We start from the raw sequence: 18,512 nt of genomic DNA on the forward strand, positions 1-18,512 counted from the left end.
AAGCCCCCATCCAACCCCTGGATGTCCTGACCGCGGAACAAACGAAGAGCCCCGCCCCGTGATTCCTGGGCGAGGCTCCAATGACTTCGGTGGATTGCGGCCCCTGGATACGTCAGGGGCCCGTCATCCAGCAGGCCTTAGTAGTTGGCCTGGTGGCAGGCGAAGTTGCCACCCGTGAAGTAGTAGCCCAGGGACGTCGTGTTGGACGACGGCAGCACGCAGATGTTGGCGACGATGTCCGCGCGGTTCCCAGAAACCGTGTAGTTGCCCGTGGAGGAGCTGATGGACGGAGCCTGGGTGTTCCCGTTCACGAGGACGTAGAGGAACCCGTTCAGGCCGGCGGACGTCGCGGGCCAGGCCGTGTCGGAGTACGCGGAGATGGTGATCTTCACGCGCTTGGTCGAGGTGTTGCCGCAGAAGGCAGTGTCCGTGGTGGCGGTGCCGGTCGCGACCTTGAAGATGATCGGGCCCGTGGTGCCCAGCGCGGCCTTGTTGCCGAAGCTCTGGTAGTTCTCGCAGGTCGGGGCCGGGGGCGCCGAGCAGGTGCCGCTGTAGCAGGCCGAGCCGTACGCGCAGGTCGCCTTGCCCTCACCGGTGCAGGTCGTCGCGGCAGGGCTGCACACGCCCGTGGTGGTGTTGCAGGTGTTGCCGGCGCCGCAGTCAGCGTCCTTGGTGCAGCCCTCGGGGGTGGAGCCGGGCTCCTCGCAGCGCTTGGACACGGTGCCGCAGACCAGGTCCGTGGTGTCGCCCGAGTTGCACAGCTGGTTGGTCTGGCACTGGCAGACCTTCTGCGTGTTCGACGAACCGGCCAGCACGGCGCAGTTCTTCTCGGAGTCGGCGCAGTCCGAGCCGCTCTCGCAGGTGTCCATGCACACGCCGGCGGCCGTGTTGCAGAAATTGGAGGAGCAGTCGGTGTCCGACGTACAGGACTCGACCGTCGTCGCGTCATCGCCACAGGCCGTCAGGGCCAGGCTCATCGAGCTCAAAGCGGCGAGCATCACCATCATCTTGCGCAGCTGCATTCGGAACATCCTCCTGGATGGGTTACGTCGCCCGGCGTCTCCGGCCACCTGACTCCAGACACCGGGCTTGAAGTCGAGCGGGCTTTAGTCCTCTCGCTCCAGACGTGTCAACGAGTGTCGACCGACCTTCCTACGCCTTCCACCCTGGGAAATTCACTGTTCACGAAAGCGCACAGTCCAGACGCACGTCACAGCGACATCGCCGTCATACGTGACGGCGATGTCGCTGCTGGATTTCAGAACGTGAACGGGAAGTCGATGGGCTCGCCCTGCTTCTGGTGCTTCGGGAACGACCAGCTCTTGATGAGGCCCGTGATGCACGTGGCCATGTAGCTCGTGCGGAACTCGTCCGTGCGGCACGACACCGCGGTCGTCTTGCCGCTCGTCTGGACCGTCCAGCGCATCACCAGCTTGCCGCTGAGCGAAGGGTCCTTCTGCTTCTGCTCGTTCACGCACTTCACGATGGCCGGCTTGTTGTTCAGCACCACCTGCATGATGTCCGACTGCTGCAGGCGATCCAGCGTGCCGCCTCCCGGCTCGGGAGGGATGTACGCCGTCGCCGTCGGCTTGCTCGCGGGCTTCGCGGTCGTCGTCTTCTTCGTGCCGAACAGCTCGTCGAAGTCGTCATCCCCGCCACCGGAGTTCGACGACGAAGACGAAGACGAAGACGCCGCGGAAGGCTTCGACACGGTGATCGCATCGCCGTCGTCGTCGTTGTCATCCCGCGAGGAGCCTCGGCTTCCGTTGGAGCCCGACTTGCGATGGTTGCGCGAATCCACGCGCGCCACCGCCGTCCCCATGTTGGGCGTCGCGGAGGCAGGCTTCACCTCCGCCGCGGGAGGAGGCGTCGGCGTGGCGGCCGGAACCGTGGCCACGGCGGCGGGCGGCGGTGCCACCGCCGCGGGCGGAGTGCCAGCGGCAGCAGGTGTCCCCGCGGCAGCGGTCGCCGCGGTGCCTTCAGCAGGCGGGGTCGGCGTCGCCGCGGGCTGCACGGCAGCCGGAGGAGGCGTCTGCACCGCCGCGGGAGGCGGCGGCATGGGCGGCATCTCCGCCTTGGGAGTCGGCGCGGCCGCGACCTGGACCGGCTGCTCCGTGGGACGCTCGGACGAATTGCCGCGCGCGACGAAGACGACCGCGGCGCCCGCCATCACCAGCACGCCCGCCGTCACCGCGACCATCATCCCCGTGCGGCCCTTGCCGCCCGCCGGTGCCGCCGCGGGCGGCGGATAGGCCGCCGGATAGCCGGGAGGCGGATAGCCCTGCGGCTGCTGCCCGTACGGCATCTGAGGCTGCTGCGGCGCGTAGCCCTGCGGCTGCGGCGCGTACTGCTGCTGCACCGGCTGCTGCGGCGCGTAGCCCTGCGGCTGCGGCGGCGCGTAGGCCTGGGGCGCGGCCATTCCCGGCGCGGCGGCCATCATGGCCCCGGGCATCGACGGAGAGGACACCGGCTCCGGCGGCGGCATGGGCACATCCAGGAGGCGCGACTGTGACAACGGCTCGCGCTCCAGCGACGGCGCCGGACGCGGCGGCGGCTTGCTGAGGGCGTCGTTCTCCTCCTTCACCAGCGAGGCCAGCACGCTCGCGGCCGAAGGCTTCCAGCCCACCGGCTCCTCGGCGACGGCCGAGTTGCCACCCGCACCCGGACGCGAGGCGCCCGCGCTGAAGGCGGACTCCACCGGGCCGGCGGGAAGCGTGGGCGACGACGTGGACACCGGCGCGGGCGCGACGATGACCGGCTTGGCCGGACGCGGCGCCAGCACCGACGCCAGCTCCGCCGTCTCCGACAGGGGAATCCAGTCGCTGAAGCCCGAGCGCCAGCAGAGGTTGTCCGGGCCCACCTCGCCACGGTCCCAGGCGTCCTTCACCTTCTCCACCGTCCAGGGGCCCACCTGCTTCTCGTCGATGGCGACGTACCACTCGTGCGACGCGGCGGCGGCCCTCTCCTCCGCGGTCGGCTCGGCGGATTCGGCCTCGGCGAGCTTGCGCACGGCCTCCGCCTTCGCGGCCTTGGCCTCCGCTTCCGCTTCCGCGGCCTTGAGCTTCTGCGAGCCCGTGCTCAGGACCTGGTCGAAGACCGCGCCGATTTCATCCTCTTCCACGTCCGTGAAGAGGCCGCCTTCCGGCGGCGTGCCCAGCGAGGCGGGCAGCCCCGTACCGGACGACTCCACGATGCGTGGCGCGTTCGCATCCGCGCTGCTCTTGGTCTCGGTGGACGCGGAGGCCTCCGCTCCGCCCTCCTTCGCCGCCGATGCACCGGCGGGCCTCACCAGAATGGTGTGACCGCACTTCTTGCAACGCAGCTTGACCCCCTTGGGGCCAATCTTGTCGTCGCTGATCATGTACTGCGCGCGGCAGCTGTCGCAGACGAAACGCATCGTTCCCGTAAGCCTCAGAAATGACGGGCGAAATCCCGTCTGAATCGTAGAAGTGGCCACCGGCGGAGATCAAGGACACCTGCCTTGAACGCCCGCCTGCTTTCAACGCATGAACCCTCGTTGAGGTCTGAGGGCCCTACTTTCGCACCTGGACCTCGACGTGTGTGCCAACGGCCACACGCAGCTCGTGCAGGTCCTCGGAGGTGGCGAACACCAGCAACTCCCGCAGCTTGGTGCGCGGGGCGACGCGGAAGGAAGACCCCGTCTCGCCCTGCACCATGCGGCGAACGGGCTCCAGCTCGCCCGCGGCGAAGAGGCCCGCGCGCGACGCGGTGAGTTCCGCGCCCTCCAGCCACGTGCGCACATCCTGCGGCGTCGCCGTGGGCAGGTAGGCCCTCGCCACCTTCGCCAGGGCGGCCCGGTCCGGCTCGCTCAGGCTCTTCTGGAGCAGCTGCCGCTCCACATCCACCAGTCGCGGATCCACCGTGTAGCGCACGTTGCCCACCACCAGGCTGAGCGCGGCCTGTACCACGGCCTCCAGCCGCTCGGGCGCGACGCGCTGGCTGAACGCCAGCTCCGCGCGGGCCAGGGCCAGGGTACGACCCAGGAGGTAGTACACCTCCTTCTGCCCCTGCTCCGCGAAGTACTTGCCGCCCACACGCACACACGCGGGATGCGTCTGGAGCAGATCCACGTTCACGAGCGGCTCGGGGGCCGGTTCGTTGGAGCGCTTCGCCAGCCGCTCGCGCGTGGCCACGAGGAAGGGCGAGTACAGCTCCACCGCCTCCATGCCGAAGAGCCGCGCGACGTAGCGGTAGTGGTTGACGTGGTACTCCTGCGCCGTCGCCACGTCGATGCGGTGGCGCTTGGGCACCAGTTGGTACTGCGGGAAGGGCACCGCGTACAGGTGTCCCGCCTTCTCGAAGAGCAGGCCCAGCAGCTCCGACAGCGGGCCGCGCACCTTCGGGTGGAAGAGCGCGGTCTGCCACAGCCGGTCCGTCAGCGGACGCTGCGCCAGTTCCTTCTTCTTCGCGTAGGGCCCCAGCTTGGTGAGGATCTCCTGCTCGTCCTCGCCCGCCTCGCCCAGGAGGCCCGACACCGCCTGCGCGGCGAGCCATGCGGTGTCGTAGTCCTTGCGCACCGCGGACAGCCGCACCAGGTGGCCCACCACCTTGCGCGGATTCTGCGTGTTTGGCAGCGCGCGGCGCAGCGCCACGATGGCCTCTTCCTCGCGGCCCGGCATCTGGCCCGCGACCTCCGCGAACGTCTCCTGGATGGAGGCGTCGTCCGGCAGGCCCTTCGCCGCGACGCCGTAGGCGGCCACCGCGCCTTCCGGATGCTTGAGCACCTGGAGGTACAGGTCGCCCAGCGCGCGCCACAGCGTCATGCGCGCCGGGTGCGTGTCCGGCGTCTTGGGCAGACGCGCGAGCATGCGGGTGTAGTTCTCCTCCAGCACCTTCCACTGGCGGGCGCCGCCGAGCATCGCCTCCAGCGCGCTGAAGGCCTCCACGAAGCGGTGGTCCAGGTCGAGCGCGGCGTTGAAGGCCTGTGTCGCGCCCTCCACGTCCTTCAGCTCGTCGCGGCGGATCTCGCCGAGTGCGAACCACACTCGCTTGGCCTTGTGCGGCTCCAGGGCGAGCGCGGGCAGCGCCAGCATGCGGCCCAGCACGTCCGCGGCCTTCTGGCCCTGACGCGTCTCGCGCAGCAGCCGGTAGAGCGCGTCCATCACCTCCGGCGAGTCCGGCTGCGTCTTGAGAGCGCCGGTGAACGCGTCGATGGCCATGTACGGGTCGTGCAGCTCGTCGCGCGCGATGCGGCCCAGCTCCAGGTAGACCTTGACCTTGGCCTCGCCCTCCAGGCCGTTGACGAGCTCCTGACGCAGCTCCGCGGACTTGTCGAAGTTGCCCGCCTTGTCCATCAACGTCACCAGCGCACGCAGCGTCTGCTCGTGCTGCGGGTCGATGGTGAGCGCCTTCTCGAAGTGGTTCTGCGCGCGGTCCGTCTGGCCGAGCGCGGCGTGCACGTCACCCAGCTGCCAGTAGACCTCCACGACCTCCAGGTCCGTCAGCTCCTCGCGGTGGTGGATGAGGATGGTCTGGAAGACCTTGAGCGCGTCCTCGTACCGCTTCGCCTGCACCAGCAGGTTGCCGTAGCCCTCGAGCGAGGGCAGGTACGTGGCGTCCAGGCCGTAGGCCTTCTCGTACGAGGACAGGGCCTTGTCGCGGCGGCCCAGCTTCTCCGTCACGTAGCCCAGCCGGTAGAGCTGGCGGCAGAGGTCCTGCGCGATGGCGGGGTCCTTCTCCGCCATGGCCTTCTCCGCCATCTTGCGCGTGACGATGTCCAGCATCCGCTCCGCGGACGACCAGTCCTCTCGCGCGATGTAGACGTCCGCCAGCGGGCGCGCCGCATCCAGGCTGTCCGGGACGTGCTTGAGCGTCTCCTCCCAGTAGGGCGTGGCCGTGTCGCGGTCCTCGCGCGTCTCCGCGTGGTAGCGCGCGACGTCCAACAGGGCCTTGCCCTTGGCGGATGGATCATCCGTCTGCTGCGCTTCCTGCAGCAGCGTCTGCTCGTAGCCGCTCCAGTCCTGCTCCTGCTCCTGGATGCCCTTGAGGGCGCGGATGGTGGGCAGGTGGCCCGGGTCGATGGCGAGCGCCTGCTGGTACGCGTTCCGCGCGCTCGACATGTCCGAGAGCATGTCTTCGTTGATCTTCCCCAGGCGGTGCCACAGCTCCACCGCCACCGGGTCGCTGCCCACGACCTGCGCTTCCTTCTGGAGCATCTCCAACGCGAAGGGCCAGTTGCCGCTGCGCTCGTAGAGGTTGCCCAGGGCGTGCAGCGCCTGACGGGAGTCGGGGTCCGTGGCGAGCGCCGCGTGGTAGCTGTTCACCGCGCGGTCCACGGCCTTGAGGTTCTGGTACTGGACGTTGCCCATCTCCACGTACAGCTCCGCCTGCTCCTGCGGGCTGGTGGTGAGCGAGAGCTGCCGCTCGTACGCGAGGAGGAGGTCCTCCCAGCGGGACTGCGCGCGGCGCAGCCGGATGAGGGACTTGATGGCCGGCACGTTCTGCGGGTCGATGGAGAGCACGCCCTCCACGCACGCGTCGGCGTTGGCCGGGTTCTGGTACGTGTCCTCCCAGATGGTCGCGCTGCGGAAGAGCACGCGGACCTTCTCGCGGTAGTCCTGGGACAGCTCCAGCATCCGCTCGTAGATGGCGAGCAGGTCCGCCGGCTGGTCCAACCGCGTGTGCAGCCGCTCCAGCGACTCCAGCGCCTCGCGGTTGTAGGGGTCGAACTCCAGCGCCATGCGGAACGCGGAGACCGCGGACTCGTCGTCCTTGAGGTCGCGCTCGTAGACGGTCGCCACCTCCACCTGGATGCGCGCACGCTCCTCGTTGGACGCCGCGAGGTCGCGGGCCCGGAGCAGCGTGGTGGCCACGTCGCGGAACGCATTTCCACGCCGGTAGAGCTTCGTGAGGACGCCGAGCGTCTCCAGGTCCGGCTCCAGCTCCAGCGCGCGCAACAGGGCGCTGGCCGCCTCCGTGGGGTCGTCCAGCGTCTCGTCCCAGACGCGGGCGATCTCCTTGAGGATGCCCTTGCGCGCCTCGATGGAGCCCGCCGCCTCCAGCTTCTGCTCCAGCGCGACGACGTACTCGCGGTCGCGGCCGCGCCGCTGGAACACCGCCGCCAGCCCGTCCAGCGCGGTGGCGTTGGTGGGGTCGAACTCCAGGATCTTGCGGAACGCGGCCTCCGCCGCCTGCGGATCATCCAGCCGCGAGTCGTGGATGCGCGCGAGCGTGGCGTAGATGCGCTCCGCGAGCGGGCCACGGGGCAGTTCGTCCGCGACCTCCTCGTAGACCGCCGCCAGTTCCTCGTGGCTGCCCGTCTCGTCCGCCAGGCGCTCCACCTCTTCGCGCAGCGCGTCCTCGGCCGCGTCCAGCTGCAGCGCACGGCAGAGCGCCAGGAAGGCCACGTCCTTCTGGCCCAGGCGCTCCTCCTGCACCCGGGCGATCTCCCGCAGCACCGCCATCTTCTCCTCGTCCGTGACGAGGTTGGGCATGTAGCGGTCCATCACCGTGGCGTACGCGCGCCAGTCGTTGTTCGCGCGGTACAGCGTGCACACGCGCTCGTAGGCGGTGCGGTTGGCGGGGTCGAGCTCCAGCACCTTCTCCAGCGCGCCAGCGGACAGCTCCGGCTTGCCGCCCTGCCCTTCCCACAGGTCCGCGACCGTGAAGTACGCGGCGATGGCCGGGTCGCGCTCTTCGGTCGCCAGGTGCACCTGGACCTTGAGCTCCAGGGCGCGCACGGCGTCGTTCCACGCGCGCAGCGACACGGACAGCGCGTACACGCGCTCCAGGTCGGAGACGGTGTGCGGCTCCACCTCCAGCGCGCGGCGGGCCGCGTCCAGCGACTCCTCTCGCCGGCCCATCCCCGCGAGCACCTCCGCCATCCGCAGGCGGAGCGCCTTCACGCCGTCGCTGCTGTCCTGCAGCGGGATGAGGCGGCGCAGGATCCCCACCAGCTCCTCGCGCTGGCCCGTCTCGTCGTACAGCTCGCGCAGCGTGTCCAGCACGCCACGGTGGCGCGCGTCGCGGTCCAGCGCCGCCTTGAAGAACGGCACCGCCGCGTCCGGCTGCTTGAGCAGGCGGTACACCACGCGGCCCAGCCGCTCGTTGAGGCGCACCACCTCACGCGGATCCAGCGTGATGGCCAGGCGGCCCTCGAGCATCTCCCTCAGGTCCTGCGGACGGCCCGCGCGCTCGTACAGCGACTCCAGCGCGGTGAACACCTGCTCGTTGCGCGGGTTCTTCGCCAGCAGCTCGCGGTACAGGTCGATGGAGCGGCCCAGGTCCGACAGCCCCTCTGCCGACACCTGCGCCATCTTGCCCAGGACGCGGTCCCGCTCGCTGCCGGAGACCTTCTCCGACTGCAGCTTCAGGATGGCGTAGAGCTTCTCGGACGCGCCCGCGCCCTCGTAGATGCCCTCCAGCAGTCGCGCCGAGGCGAGGTGCGACGGATCCAACGCGAGGATGGCCTCGTAGGCCCCCGCGGCGCGGTCCGGGCTGTCCATCCGCTCCTGGTAGAGCTGCCCCAGGCGGAAGAGGAAGCCGATCTTGTCCGCGGCCTGGGTCGCGCCGGAAGCCAGCGCCTCCAGCACGCCGGCCAGCTCCGGCCACGCCTCCAGGTGCAGATAGAGGCGGTCCAGCGCGACGAGCGAGCTCTGCTGCACCGACGTGTGCAGCGTGCGCGCACGCTCGAAGTAGGACACCGCGCGGTCCGGGTCGCGCAGGCGCGTCTCCAGCACCTGGCCCAGCTTGAGGCACACCTGGGCCGCGTCGGCGGCCTCGGCGATGCGCGGCAGGGCCTCCTCGTAGAGCACCACCAGTTCGTCGTAGCTGCCCGCGACGTCGGTGGCGTTCTCCAGGCGGCGGCGGACCTCGCTGTCGTTCGGGTCTTCCTTGAAGCCGCGGTAGAGCGCGAGGAAGGCCAGCTCGCTCTCGCCCTGCGTCTCGCGCAGCGTGGCCAGCTCGCCGAGCAGTTGCTTGCGCTCGATGGCATCCGGCGACACGCCCACGCGCGTTTCAATCAGCTGCGCCAGCCGCATGACGTCACCGCTCGCGCGGAAGGCGCGCAGCAGCGTCTCCACCGCGAGCAGGTTCTGCGGCTCGCGCGCCACGATGGCTTCCATGCGGCCCACCGCGCCCGGGTGGTTGGGCTGCATGGACAGCACCTCGCCGTACAGCGACAGCGCACCCGCCTTGTCGAGCAGCTTGGACTCGCGCACCGTCGCCAGACGGAACTTCAGCTCCAGGCCCTCCTCCGGCGGCATCAGCGCGATGCGCCGCGCGAGGACGTCCGCGAGCTCCGGCCAGCGCTCCTGCTTCTGGCAGAGGCTGTCCATGCGCGCGAGCGCCACCGCGTCGTCCGGCTGCAGCTCCAGGAGGCGCCGGAACGTGGCCAGCGCGCCCAGCGGATCCTTGAGCTGCTCCTCCTGCAACGCGCCAATCTGGTGGAGCACCGCCGCGCGACGCGCCGGCTCCTCCGACAGCGCGAGCTGACGGCGCAGCACCTCCAGCAGCTCCGAGGGACGGCCCGTCGAGGCCACCAGCCGCGCGGTGCCGTCCAGCGCCTCGGTGTCCGTGGGCTTGAGCTCCAGCACGCGCTTCCACGACTGGAGCGCCTCCGCCGGCTCACCCAGGTCCACCTGCATGCGGGCGAGCGCGCGGTACAGCTCCGCGCGGGCCGCGTCGCTGGCCTTGGGGGCCACCTCGGTCAGCACCGCGCACAGCTCCTCGGGCGCCTCCGCCTTGTCCACCAGCTGGATGCACAGCTCCAGCGAACGCGGATCCTCCGGCAGCTCGCGCAGCGCGCGCGTGGCGGAGAGGAACCCCATCTCCGCGTTCTCCAGCGCGTTGGCGTAGATCTCCGCGATGCGGCGCAGCAGCGCGGCCCGCTCCTGCGGCACGGGCTCCGCGGAGGCGCGCGACTCCAGCATCTCCACCTGCTTCAGGTGGTTGCCCACCGAAGCGAAGATGGGCTCCAGGGCACTCGCCGCCGCGCCACGCAGCGGGCTCTCCGAACGCGCCAGCTCCTCCAACGCGCCCACCGCGCCCGGGTGTCCCGCACGCCGCGCGAGCACCGCCTGGTACAGCTCCAGCGCGCCTCGCGGATCATCCAGGCGCGAAACCTTCAACCGGCCCAGGCGCACGCGCAGGTCGGACGCCTCTTCCTGCGCGTCGCGTGCGTCCGCCATCTGGATTTCACGCTCGACGTGCTGCGCGAGCTCCGCCCAGCGCTCCATGTCCGCGAGCACGCGGCCCAGGAGCTTCAGTGCGTTGGCGTTCTCCGGACGGCGCTCCAGGACTTCGCGGTACGCCTGCGCCGCCAGCGACTTGTCCGCCAGCGTCTCCTCGGCCAGGTGCGCCAGCTCGAAGAGCAGGTTGATCTGCGAGGCCGGACTCACCTCCGCGGACACCTGCCGGCGCATGACGAGCGCCAGCTCCCGGTGCGCCCCCGTGCGGCGGTGCACTCGGGCGATGGCCTCCAGCACCGGCTTGTTCATCGGGTCGCGCCGGCTCACCTGCTCCAGGGCGCGCACCGCCAGGTCGTAGCGCTTCAGGCGGTTGTCGTAGATGGCCGCCAGCCGCCGCCACAGGTCGCCCGCCAGGGGCTCCGCGGGGTCTCGCTCCAGCTGATCCTCGTAGGCCGCCGCCACCTCCTCGAAGGAGCCCGAGTCCGCCGCGAGCCGCTCCAGCTCGTCGCGCACGCCGGCTTCCGCGGGCTGCTCGTTGAACGCGCGCAGACGCGCGACGAAGGCCAGCGACGTCTGTCCCAGGCCCTCGCGAAGGACGGCGATCTCCTGCAGCCGCTCCAGGCGCTTCTCCGGCGGAACGCCCGGCAGGAGCACCTCCAGCACGTCCACCAGCTTCCGCGTGTCGTTGAGCCCGCGGTAGACAGGCTCCAGCAAACGCGCCGCCTCCAGGCGGGGCCCGTCGTGCGCGAGCAGGCGCTCCAGGCCCGCCACCACCTGGCCGTCGCCCGGCGACAGCTCCAGCAGCCGGCGGTACACCGGCAGCGCTTCGGTGGGACCGACTTCCTTCTCCAGCAACTGCGCGCGGCGCAGCAGGTACGCGCGGCGCCCGGGCTCGTCCGGCGCGAGCTCCGCGAGCTGATCCAACACGTCCGCCTGCTCCACGAAGTGGCGCGTCTTCGCGTACAGCTTGTCGAGCGCCAGCAGCCCCTCGGGCACCTTGCGGTTCGCCAGCGCGGAGCGCAGGACCTCGATGGCCTTCGCGTCTTCACCCGCGCTCGCGTAGGCCTCGCCGGCCTTGAGCAGCAGGCCCAGCCGCGCCTCCGGGTCGGTGGAGAGCTGCGCCTGACGGGCGTAGACCTCCGACAGGCTCTTGGCGTTCTGGCCCTTCTCGTAGAGCCGGGACAGCGCCTCCAGCGCCTGACGGTCCTGCGGCGCGTCCGCCAGCAAGTTCTTCCAGAGGCGCGTGGCCTCCTCGGGCTGATCCAGGCTCTCACGCAGCTCCGCCGCGCGGCGCAGCAGGTCCAGCATCGCCGGGTCTCCCGCGGTGAGCTCCACCGCGGTGGTCTCGTAGATCTCCGCCAGCACCTCGTGGCTGCCCGTATCGCGGGCCAGGCGCTCCAGGTCCGGACGCACGCCTTCACGGTCCAGGTCGTTGGCGAACGCCTTCACCGACGCCATGAACGCGAGCGACGGCTGCTGCATGTCGCGCTCGTAGATGCGGCGGACCTCTCCGGCGAGGATGATCTTCTCCACCGTGAGCGCGGACTCCATCCGCGTCTCGCGCAGCGCCACGCGGCGGGCATGGTCGCCCACCTGCGCGAGCACCTTGTCCAGCACCTCCAGCGCCGCGCCGCTCATGGGCACGGCCGCCTTCACCCAGGCCTCCAGCGCGGCCCTCGCGCCCGGGTGGCCGGGGTCCTCGGTGAGGATGCGCTTGTAGAGGCCGAGCGCCGCGTTGGCGTCGTCCAGCACCGTGCGCAGCAGCTCCGCCAGGCGGAAGGACACCTCACGCCCCTGCGGGCTCTGGCCCTCCTGGTTGCGCCGCAGCGTGAGCGTCCACGCCAGGTCCTTGGGACGGTTGAGGTCCGTGTAGAGGCGGTCCAGCGCCGTGGCGGCCTCGCGCTGCGCCGGGTCGCGCTCCGCGATGGCGCGCCACGCGGACGCCGCGCTCTCCTTGTCGGTGAGCTTCGCCTCGTGCAGCAGCGCGGCCTCGCGCAGACACACGAGCTGATCCGCGGGCTCCTGGATGGCCGCCGCCAGCTTCTCCAGCACCTCCGCCAGCGCCGCCCACTCCTCGCCCGCGCGGTGCAACCGCTGCAACGCCCGCAGGCTGTCGAGGTTGCCCGGCTCCAGCTCCAACAGCGCGCGCAGCGCCTTCACCGCGCCGGGCCGGTCGTCGAGCTTCTTCTCCTGCACTTCGGCCAGCTCGCGCAGCAGCGCCGCGCGCGCGGGGCCCACGTCGCCCTCCTCCGTCAGCTCGGAGAGGATCTCCGCGAAGCTGTCGAGCGAGTCCGCGTCCTCCGCGGCCTGACGCGCGGCGGCCCGGAGGCCCGCGTCCGACGGCGCCAGACGCAGCGCCCGCGCGAGCGCCGCGAACGCCAGCTCCGGCTGCCGCAGGTGCGCCAGGTGCACCTGGGCCGCGTGACGCAGCGCCTGCACCCGACCGGTGTCGTCGCGAGCCACCTCCGAGAGCACGTCCAGCGTCGCCACCAGCTTGCGGTGCTCCTTCGTGCGCTCGTACGCAGGAATCAGCGCGCGCGCCGCCGCCTCACGCGAAGAGCCCGAGGCCAGCATCGCCTCCAGCGCCGAGAGCGCGTCCGGATCCGACGGACGCTGCCGCAGCAGGTCCGCGTAGCTCTGCACCGCCTCCGCGCCGCCGTCCTGTGAGCCCTGCAGCAACTGCGCGCGGCGCAGCTTCAGCCGCGACACGTGGTCCGCGTCACCGGCCGTCTCCGCCAGGCCGATCATCCGCGCCAGGGTGTCCCCCAGCTCGCGCTGCATGCCGGCCTTCTCGTAGAGCTCCGCCAGGCGCGGCAGGTGCCGGCCCTCCTCGCCGCCATGCGTGATGGCGGACTGGAGCGCTTCGGCGGCCTGCTGCGGACGGCCCAGCTCCACGTTCAGGTCCACGAGCCGCAGGAGCAGGTCCAAACGCTCCGGCCCACGCGTGGCGTGGATGCGCTTGCGCAGCAGCGTCTCCGCGTCCGCGGAGCGACCCGCGCGCCCGTACAGCCGCACGAGGCGCTGGAGCACCTGCGGCGACTCGGGCGAGCGCGCCAGCGCGGCCTCCAGCGCGGTGATGGCCTCCGCCGCCATACCGCCCTCTTCCGCCAGCACCGACGCCTCGGAGAGCAGCTGCACGGCGAGGACGGGGTCCTCGGACTCGGTGGCGAGCGTGCGCAGCACGCGGCCCAGCTCCGCGTGCGCGGACAGGTCGCGCGCCAGGCGCGCCGTCTCAGCGCGTCCCGACTCGTCCTTCGGCTCCTCGCGCACCATGCGCAGCCGCGTGTCGAACGCCGCGCGGCTGTCCGCGAGCTGCTTCTCGTGGATGCCGGCCAGCACCGTCAGCAACCGCTTGCGCGTGGGCGCATCCGTCGTGGCTTCCAGCTGCTGCTGGAGCGCCGCCACCTGCCGCTGGTGGTCGCCCGTGCGTCCGTAGTGGTTCGCCAGGGCCTCGGTCAGCGCGACCGTGCGCACGCCTCCGGCCGCCAGCCGCTCCAGGCCGCCCACCACCACGCCCGTGGACACGTTCTCCGCCAGCAGCGCGAGGAACAGGTCCGCCGCGTCCTCCTGGCGGTTCAGCCGCTCCGCGTACAGCTTCGCCTGCCGCGCGGTCCACTCGTTGCGCTCCAGCTGCGACTCGGAGAGCGTCGCCAGCTTCCCCGCCAGCGCCGCCGCCTCCTCGAACTTCGACAGCGCCACGCACAACGTCTGGAGCCGCTGCACCGGCTGCGTGTCCTCGGGCGCCAGTTGCACCCACTGACGCACGAACGGCTCCAGCTCCACGGGCGAGGCACCAGCCGCCTCGCGCCGGGCGATGTCCGTCTCCAACCGCGTCTTCGGATCATCCGCCAGCGCCGCCGCCGCCTGCAGCGACTTCACCGCCTCGCTCGCCGCGGTGTCTCCCGGCACGCGCGAGAGCACCTCGCGCCACGCCGCTTCCGCCCGCACGGGGTCCGCCAACGGGCCCTGGAGCAGCTGCGCCAGGTGCCGCCACAGCGCCACCGCCACGGCCGGAGGCGTCGCCCCCTGCGCCGCGCGCAAGAGCGCGTGCGCCAGCGCCGGCTGCGCGTTGGCCTTCTCCGCGTGCTCCACCACCGTGTTGAGCAGCAGCGGCCGCCCCGGCTCCAGCTCCAGCGCGCGCGCCAGCACCTCGAAAGCGCCTCGCTCGTTCTCCTGCTCTTCGAACATCAGCGCCAGCGCTTCGCAGAACGCCACGCGCTCGGCGCGCGGACGCGGGGCGAGCATGGCCAGCTCCAGGAGCGGCAGAACGTCGTCCAGCTTCTCGTCCTCCGCCAGCAGGCGCGACAGTTGGAAGGCCGCGAGCGCGTTGGTGGGCTCCAGCTTGAGCGCCGCCTCCAGGTGCGCGCGCGACGCGTCCGCGTCCTGCAGCTGCTGCATGCACAGGTCCGCCAGGCGCAGGCGCAGGCTGGCCTGCTGCGAGCGGTCCTTCACCGTGCCCAGGTAGCGCTCCAGCGTGGCCACCGCGTCCGCGTAGCGCTCCTGGCCCAGCATCAGCTCCGCCGCCAGGCTGGCCGCGTCCGCGCGCGACGCATCCGCCGCCACGGCCTTCTCGAAGGCGGCCAGCGCACCGGCCGCGTCGTTCATCCGGCCCAGCTTCACCGTGCCCACGCGCAGCCACAGGTCCACCTGCGCCGTGCGGTCGCGCGCCTCGCCCGCCATCGCCTCCAGCTGCGCGAGCGCCGGTCCGTAATCGCCCGCGCGCCCCGCCATCCGCTCGATGAGCGTCAGCGCTTCCGGCATGCCCGGCCACAGCAGGAAGCAGCGATCCAACGCCTCCTTCACCTTGGCGGCGGAGCCCGGGTCGTACCAGGCGAACAGCTTCGCCACGAGCAGCGACAGGCGCGCGGCGCTCTTGCGGTCGCGCTCCTCCAGCGACATGCCGCGCAGCATGCGGACCTTGTCGCGCCACACCTGCTCGAAGCGCTGCATCGCGCGAGCGGCCTTCTCCGCGCGCGCGTTCTGCGGATCCAGCTCACGCGCCACGTCCAACACCTGCTGCGCCAGCGCGTGCTCGGTGGGGTCGTCCACCAGCCGCTCCGCGAGCGCGGCGTACTCCTCCGCCATGCCCGCGTCGCCCAGCGCCGCGCGCTCACGCTGCAGCGCTTCGAACGCCGGCTGGAAGCGCTCCTCGGACAGCAGCAGCTGGCGCACGCGCCGGAACGTCGCGCGGTCCGGCTTCACTCGCGCCGCGCGCTGCAGGCACAGCACCGCGCGGTCTCGCCGGAAGAGCTTCTGCTCGTAGAGGTCCGCGGCCTTCAGGTAGTGGCCCGCGCTCTCCTCGCCCTGCGTCGCGGCGCCCAGCCGCTCCAGCACGTCCACCAATGACGACGAGTCCTGGCGGATCTCATGCAGTCGCTTGAGACCGCGCAGCGCGGGCATCGGGTCCTTCGCGACCAGCAACGCACGCTTGAGCAGATCCTCCGCGCGCGGAGCGTTGCGCTGACGCTCGTGTGCCAGCTCCGCCGCGCGGCACAAGAGGCGCGCCGCCTCCTCCGTCGGAACGTCCCGCGAGCGCCCCTCGTACAGGCGGATCAGCTCCTCGACCCGGCCCGTCTTCTCCAGGGCCGCTTCGGTCTCAACGAAGGAGCGGTCATCGGTCACACGCAGCGTGGGACGCGCAGGGGTGGAAGGCTGTTCCATGATGCTCGTTGGCCAAAGGGGGAATGAAACGAGGGCGCCAGCGACCGGAGTGTACCGGCCGCGGGCGCCCCCGGGCAATCATGCAAAACCCGTCAACCGGCGGGAATTATTGGCCTTCTTGCTCGCCAGCCGAGGAAGCATTTTCCGTCGGCGACTCCGCGGAATCAGCGTCGTCACCGGCTTCCGGCTGGCTGCCTGCGGGAGGCGTCACGGGGGCCTCGGGGAGGGCCTTCGCGCGCTCCACGCCGGCGCTGTCGTTGAGCTGCGTGTACAGGGCGATGGCCTTGTCACGCTGCTGCAGCTCCTCCGCGAGCTGCGCGGCGCGGGGCAGGTGCTCCCCACCGAGCTTCTCGTAGAGGGGCAGCGCCTTGTCCTTGCGGCCCGCCTGCGTCCACGTCTCCGCGGCGGCGGCGATGTCACCCAGCAGCTCTAGCCACCGGGCGCGGCCGGCGGGCTTCTGCTCCTGTTCGGCGCGGGCCAGCTCGCGCTTCGCGAGCTCCTTGGCCTCATCCTCCAGGGTGAGCCGCTGCATGAAGTGGAACGCCTTCGGAGGAGGCAGGGGGCTCAGCACCTCCACCGCCTCGCGCCGCTGGCCCACGGCCACCAGCAGGGTCGCCGCGCCCAGACGGTCGCCGCGATCCACCAGGGCCTTCACCTCCAGGCCCCGGATGCGGTTGGCGCCAACCAGGTCCCGGGCGCGCTCGTACGCCTTGCGCGCCAGGGTCAGCTTGTTCGCGCGCTCGTACGCCAGGCCCGCCTGGTCGAACTGCCGCGCGCGCTCGTAGAGGCGTGCGACGTTCTCGAAGTCGGCCTTGGCGACGTAGTGCTCCATGAGCAGCTCGTACGCGCCGGCCTTCTCCAGCGTGGGGCCGATCTGATCCGCGGGCAGCGTGCTCACGAGGCGGCGGGCAGCGTCGTTGTCCTGGCCGGACAGCGCCGTACGCAGCGCGCTCTTCAGGTCACCGCCCGCCTCGAACAGCCGGGTGGCATCCGCGAAGCCGTTGTTGCGCTCGTACAGGCGCGCCGCGTCGCGCGTGCGGCCCATGCCTTCCAGTTGGGTCGCCTGCTCCTTCCAGTCGCCCGTCAGCTCCGGCATCGGCGCGCGCTCGGGGCGCTCACCGCGCGGAGGACGCTCGCCACGCTCGGGGCGCTCGGCCCGGGGAGGACGCTCGCGCCGCTCACCGGCCGCGCCGCGCTCCGGACGCTCGCCGCGGGGAGGACGCTCACCGCGCTCACCCCGGTCCCGGCGCTCGCCGCGCTCCGGACGGTCACCGCGAGGAGGACGCTCGGCGCGCTCCTCACGGGCCGGGGCCGAGGCCTCCGCCGTCGGCTCACGGCCACTGAGCGTGAAGGCCGCCTGGGAACGGTCCGCGTCGCCCGCGGCGCGCCAGACACGGCCCACCAGCGACATCACGTCCACCCAGCCGTCGAACTTCTCCTTCGCGGGGTCCACGGCCGGCTTCGACGGGGCGGCCTCGGCGGGCGCGCTCCCTTCGGCCGACTCGGCACCTTCGGTCGACTCGGCACCCTCGGCCGGAGCAGCAGCCTCGGCGGCCGGAGCCTCCGTGGGCGCTGCTTCGGTGGTGGCGCCCGCTTCCGGTGCCGCGGCTTCCGCGCCCGCTTCCGGCAGGGCCGGCTTGGACTGGCGCTGCACGCGCAGGAGCGTGGTGATGAGGCGGCCACGCGTGTTGAGGTCCAGGTCCTCCAACGACTTGAGGTTCATGGTCCGCAGCGAGCGGACAATGGCCTCCAGCGGACCCTTCTCCGCCGTGAAGTCGTTCTTGGAGAGAGCCTTCTCCAGGACGCTCAGCTCGGCGATGACGCGCTGTCCAGGCCCCACCGGGCCCGCGTCGCGATCACGGCCACGGCCTTCACCCCGGCCGCGCCCTTCACCCCGGCCACCGCCAGGACCGCCACGACCTCCGAAGCCTCCCGGTCCGTCACGACGGGGCCCCTGGCCCGGCGCGCCCCCGTTCGGACCGCGTCCACCCGGACGCGATCCACCGCTTCCATTCTCCTGAGCCACGTGAATCTCCCGCTAGAACGCGTAGCGAATGTTGGGCGCCACCGCGAACCCGAAGGCGCCCTTGGAGGCGAGGTAGTTCCCCACGACCTCCAGCCCCACCGAGAAGTGGCGCAGCCGCGTGTAGTACTCCACTCCGGGCCCGGCAAACACAAGAATGTCGGAATCGGGGAGGAGCTTCTTGGGAGAGAACATCGCGTAGCCCACGCCGGCACGGGCGTAAATCCAGGTGCGCTTGACCTCCTGGCTGTCGGCGAAGCCCACCAGGCGGGCGCGCAGCACGGCGCCAGGAACCAGCATGGTGAAGTCACCGGACGCGGCGCCCTGCGAGTAGCCGACGTATTCGGCGCCCGCGCGGTTGGCGGAGCCCATGAAGAAGACGCCCAGGGACAGGCGCTCACCCAGGTCCACGCCCAGCTCCACCTGGGCCATCTGGCCAGAGGAGAAGGGCCGCGGGCCGGAGTCCGCGGGCGGGTTCGTGATCCACGACGGACCGCCGTACACGCCGAAGTACACACCGCGCTCGACCTCGTTGAAGGTCACCGCGGGCCGGTCCTGCATCGCGGAACCGGCGCTGGGGGTGTCCTGGGCGCCCGCCATCGCGGGGATGAGGAGCGCGGCGCTCAGGGCAAGAGGAGCAAGGACTTTCTGCATGGAGGGCGGCCTGGTGGGGGGCAGTC

The 18,512-nt window shown here is 71.5% G+C and carries 6 protein-coding genes; all 6 read right to left on the reverse strand.

Annotation, left to right across the window (positions count from 1 at the left end; all coding sequences use genetic code 11):
- Nucleotides 1–137: 137 nt before the first annotated feature.
- Nucleotides 138–1,022 (reverse strand): hypothetical protein, encoded by an 885-nt coding sequence (locus D7X99_RS03305; protein WP_121776447.1) that lies wholly within the window; start codon nucleotides 1,020–1,022, stop codon nucleotides 138–140.
- Nucleotides 1,023–1,258: 236 nt separating this feature from the next.
- Entirely contained in the window at nucleotides 1,259–3,397 is a 2,139-nt protein-coding gene (gene gltJ / locus D7X99_RS03310) for an adventurous gliding motility protein GltJ (protein ID WP_121776448.1), read from the reverse strand.
- A 136-nt stretch (nucleotides 3,398–3,533) separates the two neighbouring features.
- Nucleotides 3,534–15,809, reverse strand: coding sequence for a tetratricopeptide repeat protein (locus D7X99_RS03315; protein WP_121776449.1), 12,276 nt, complete (start codon nucleotides 15,807–15,809; stop codon nucleotides 3,534–3,536).
- Nucleotides 15,810–15,915: 106 nt separating this feature from the next.
- Nucleotides 15,916–17,649, reverse strand: a complete 1,734-nt coding sequence (locus tag D7X99_RS03320) for a DEAD/DEAH box helicase (RefSeq protein WP_169848637.1) — start codon at nucleotides 17,647–17,649, stop codon at nucleotides 15,916–15,918.
- Complete coding sequence (locus D7X99_RS44395; protein WP_249346533.1) at nucleotides 17,616–17,822, reverse strand: hypothetical protein; 207 nt, start codon at nucleotides 17,820–17,822, stop codon at nucleotides 17,616–17,618. The genes D7X99_RS03320 and D7X99_RS44395 overlap by 34 nt, the downstream gene beginning before the upstream one ends.
- Nucleotides 17,823–17,847: 25 nt before the next feature.
- On the reverse strand, nucleotides 17,848–18,486 hold the full coding sequence (gene cglE, locus D7X99_RS03325; RefSeq protein ID WP_120581664.1) for an adventurous gliding motility protein CglE: 639 nt from the start codon (nucleotides 18,484–18,486) through the stop codon (nucleotides 17,848–17,850).
- Nucleotides 18,487–18,512: the final 26 nt, after the last annotated feature.

Origin of the sequence: Corallococcus sp. AB032C (assembly GCF_003668935.1) — a bacterium.
Taxonomy (GTDB): Bacteria; Myxococcota; Myxococcia; order Myxococcales; family Myxococcaceae; genus Corallococcus; species Corallococcus exiguus.

Bases quoted from the DNA above. Each gene is read 5' to 3' on its own strand.
- D7X99_RS03305 (WP_121776447.1), bottom strand. From the start codon at position 1,022: ATGCAGCTGCGCAAGATGATGGTGATGCTCGCCGCTTTGAGCTCGATG.
- gltJ (WP_121776448.1), bottom strand. From the start codon at position 3,397: ATGCGTTTCGTCTGCGACAGCTGCCGCGCGCAGTACATGATCAGCGAC.
- D7X99_RS03315 (WP_121776449.1), bottom strand. From the start codon at position 15,809: ATGGAACAGCCTTCCACCCCTGCGCGTCCCACGCTGCGTGTGACCGAT.
- D7X99_RS44395 (WP_249346533.1), bottom strand. From the start codon at position 17,822: ATGGAAGCGGTGGATCGCGTCCGGGTGGACGCGGTCCGAACGGGGGCG.
- cglE (WP_120581664.1), bottom strand. From the start codon at position 18,486: ATGCAGAAAGTCCTTGCTCCTCTTGCCCTGAGCGCCGCGCTCCTCATC.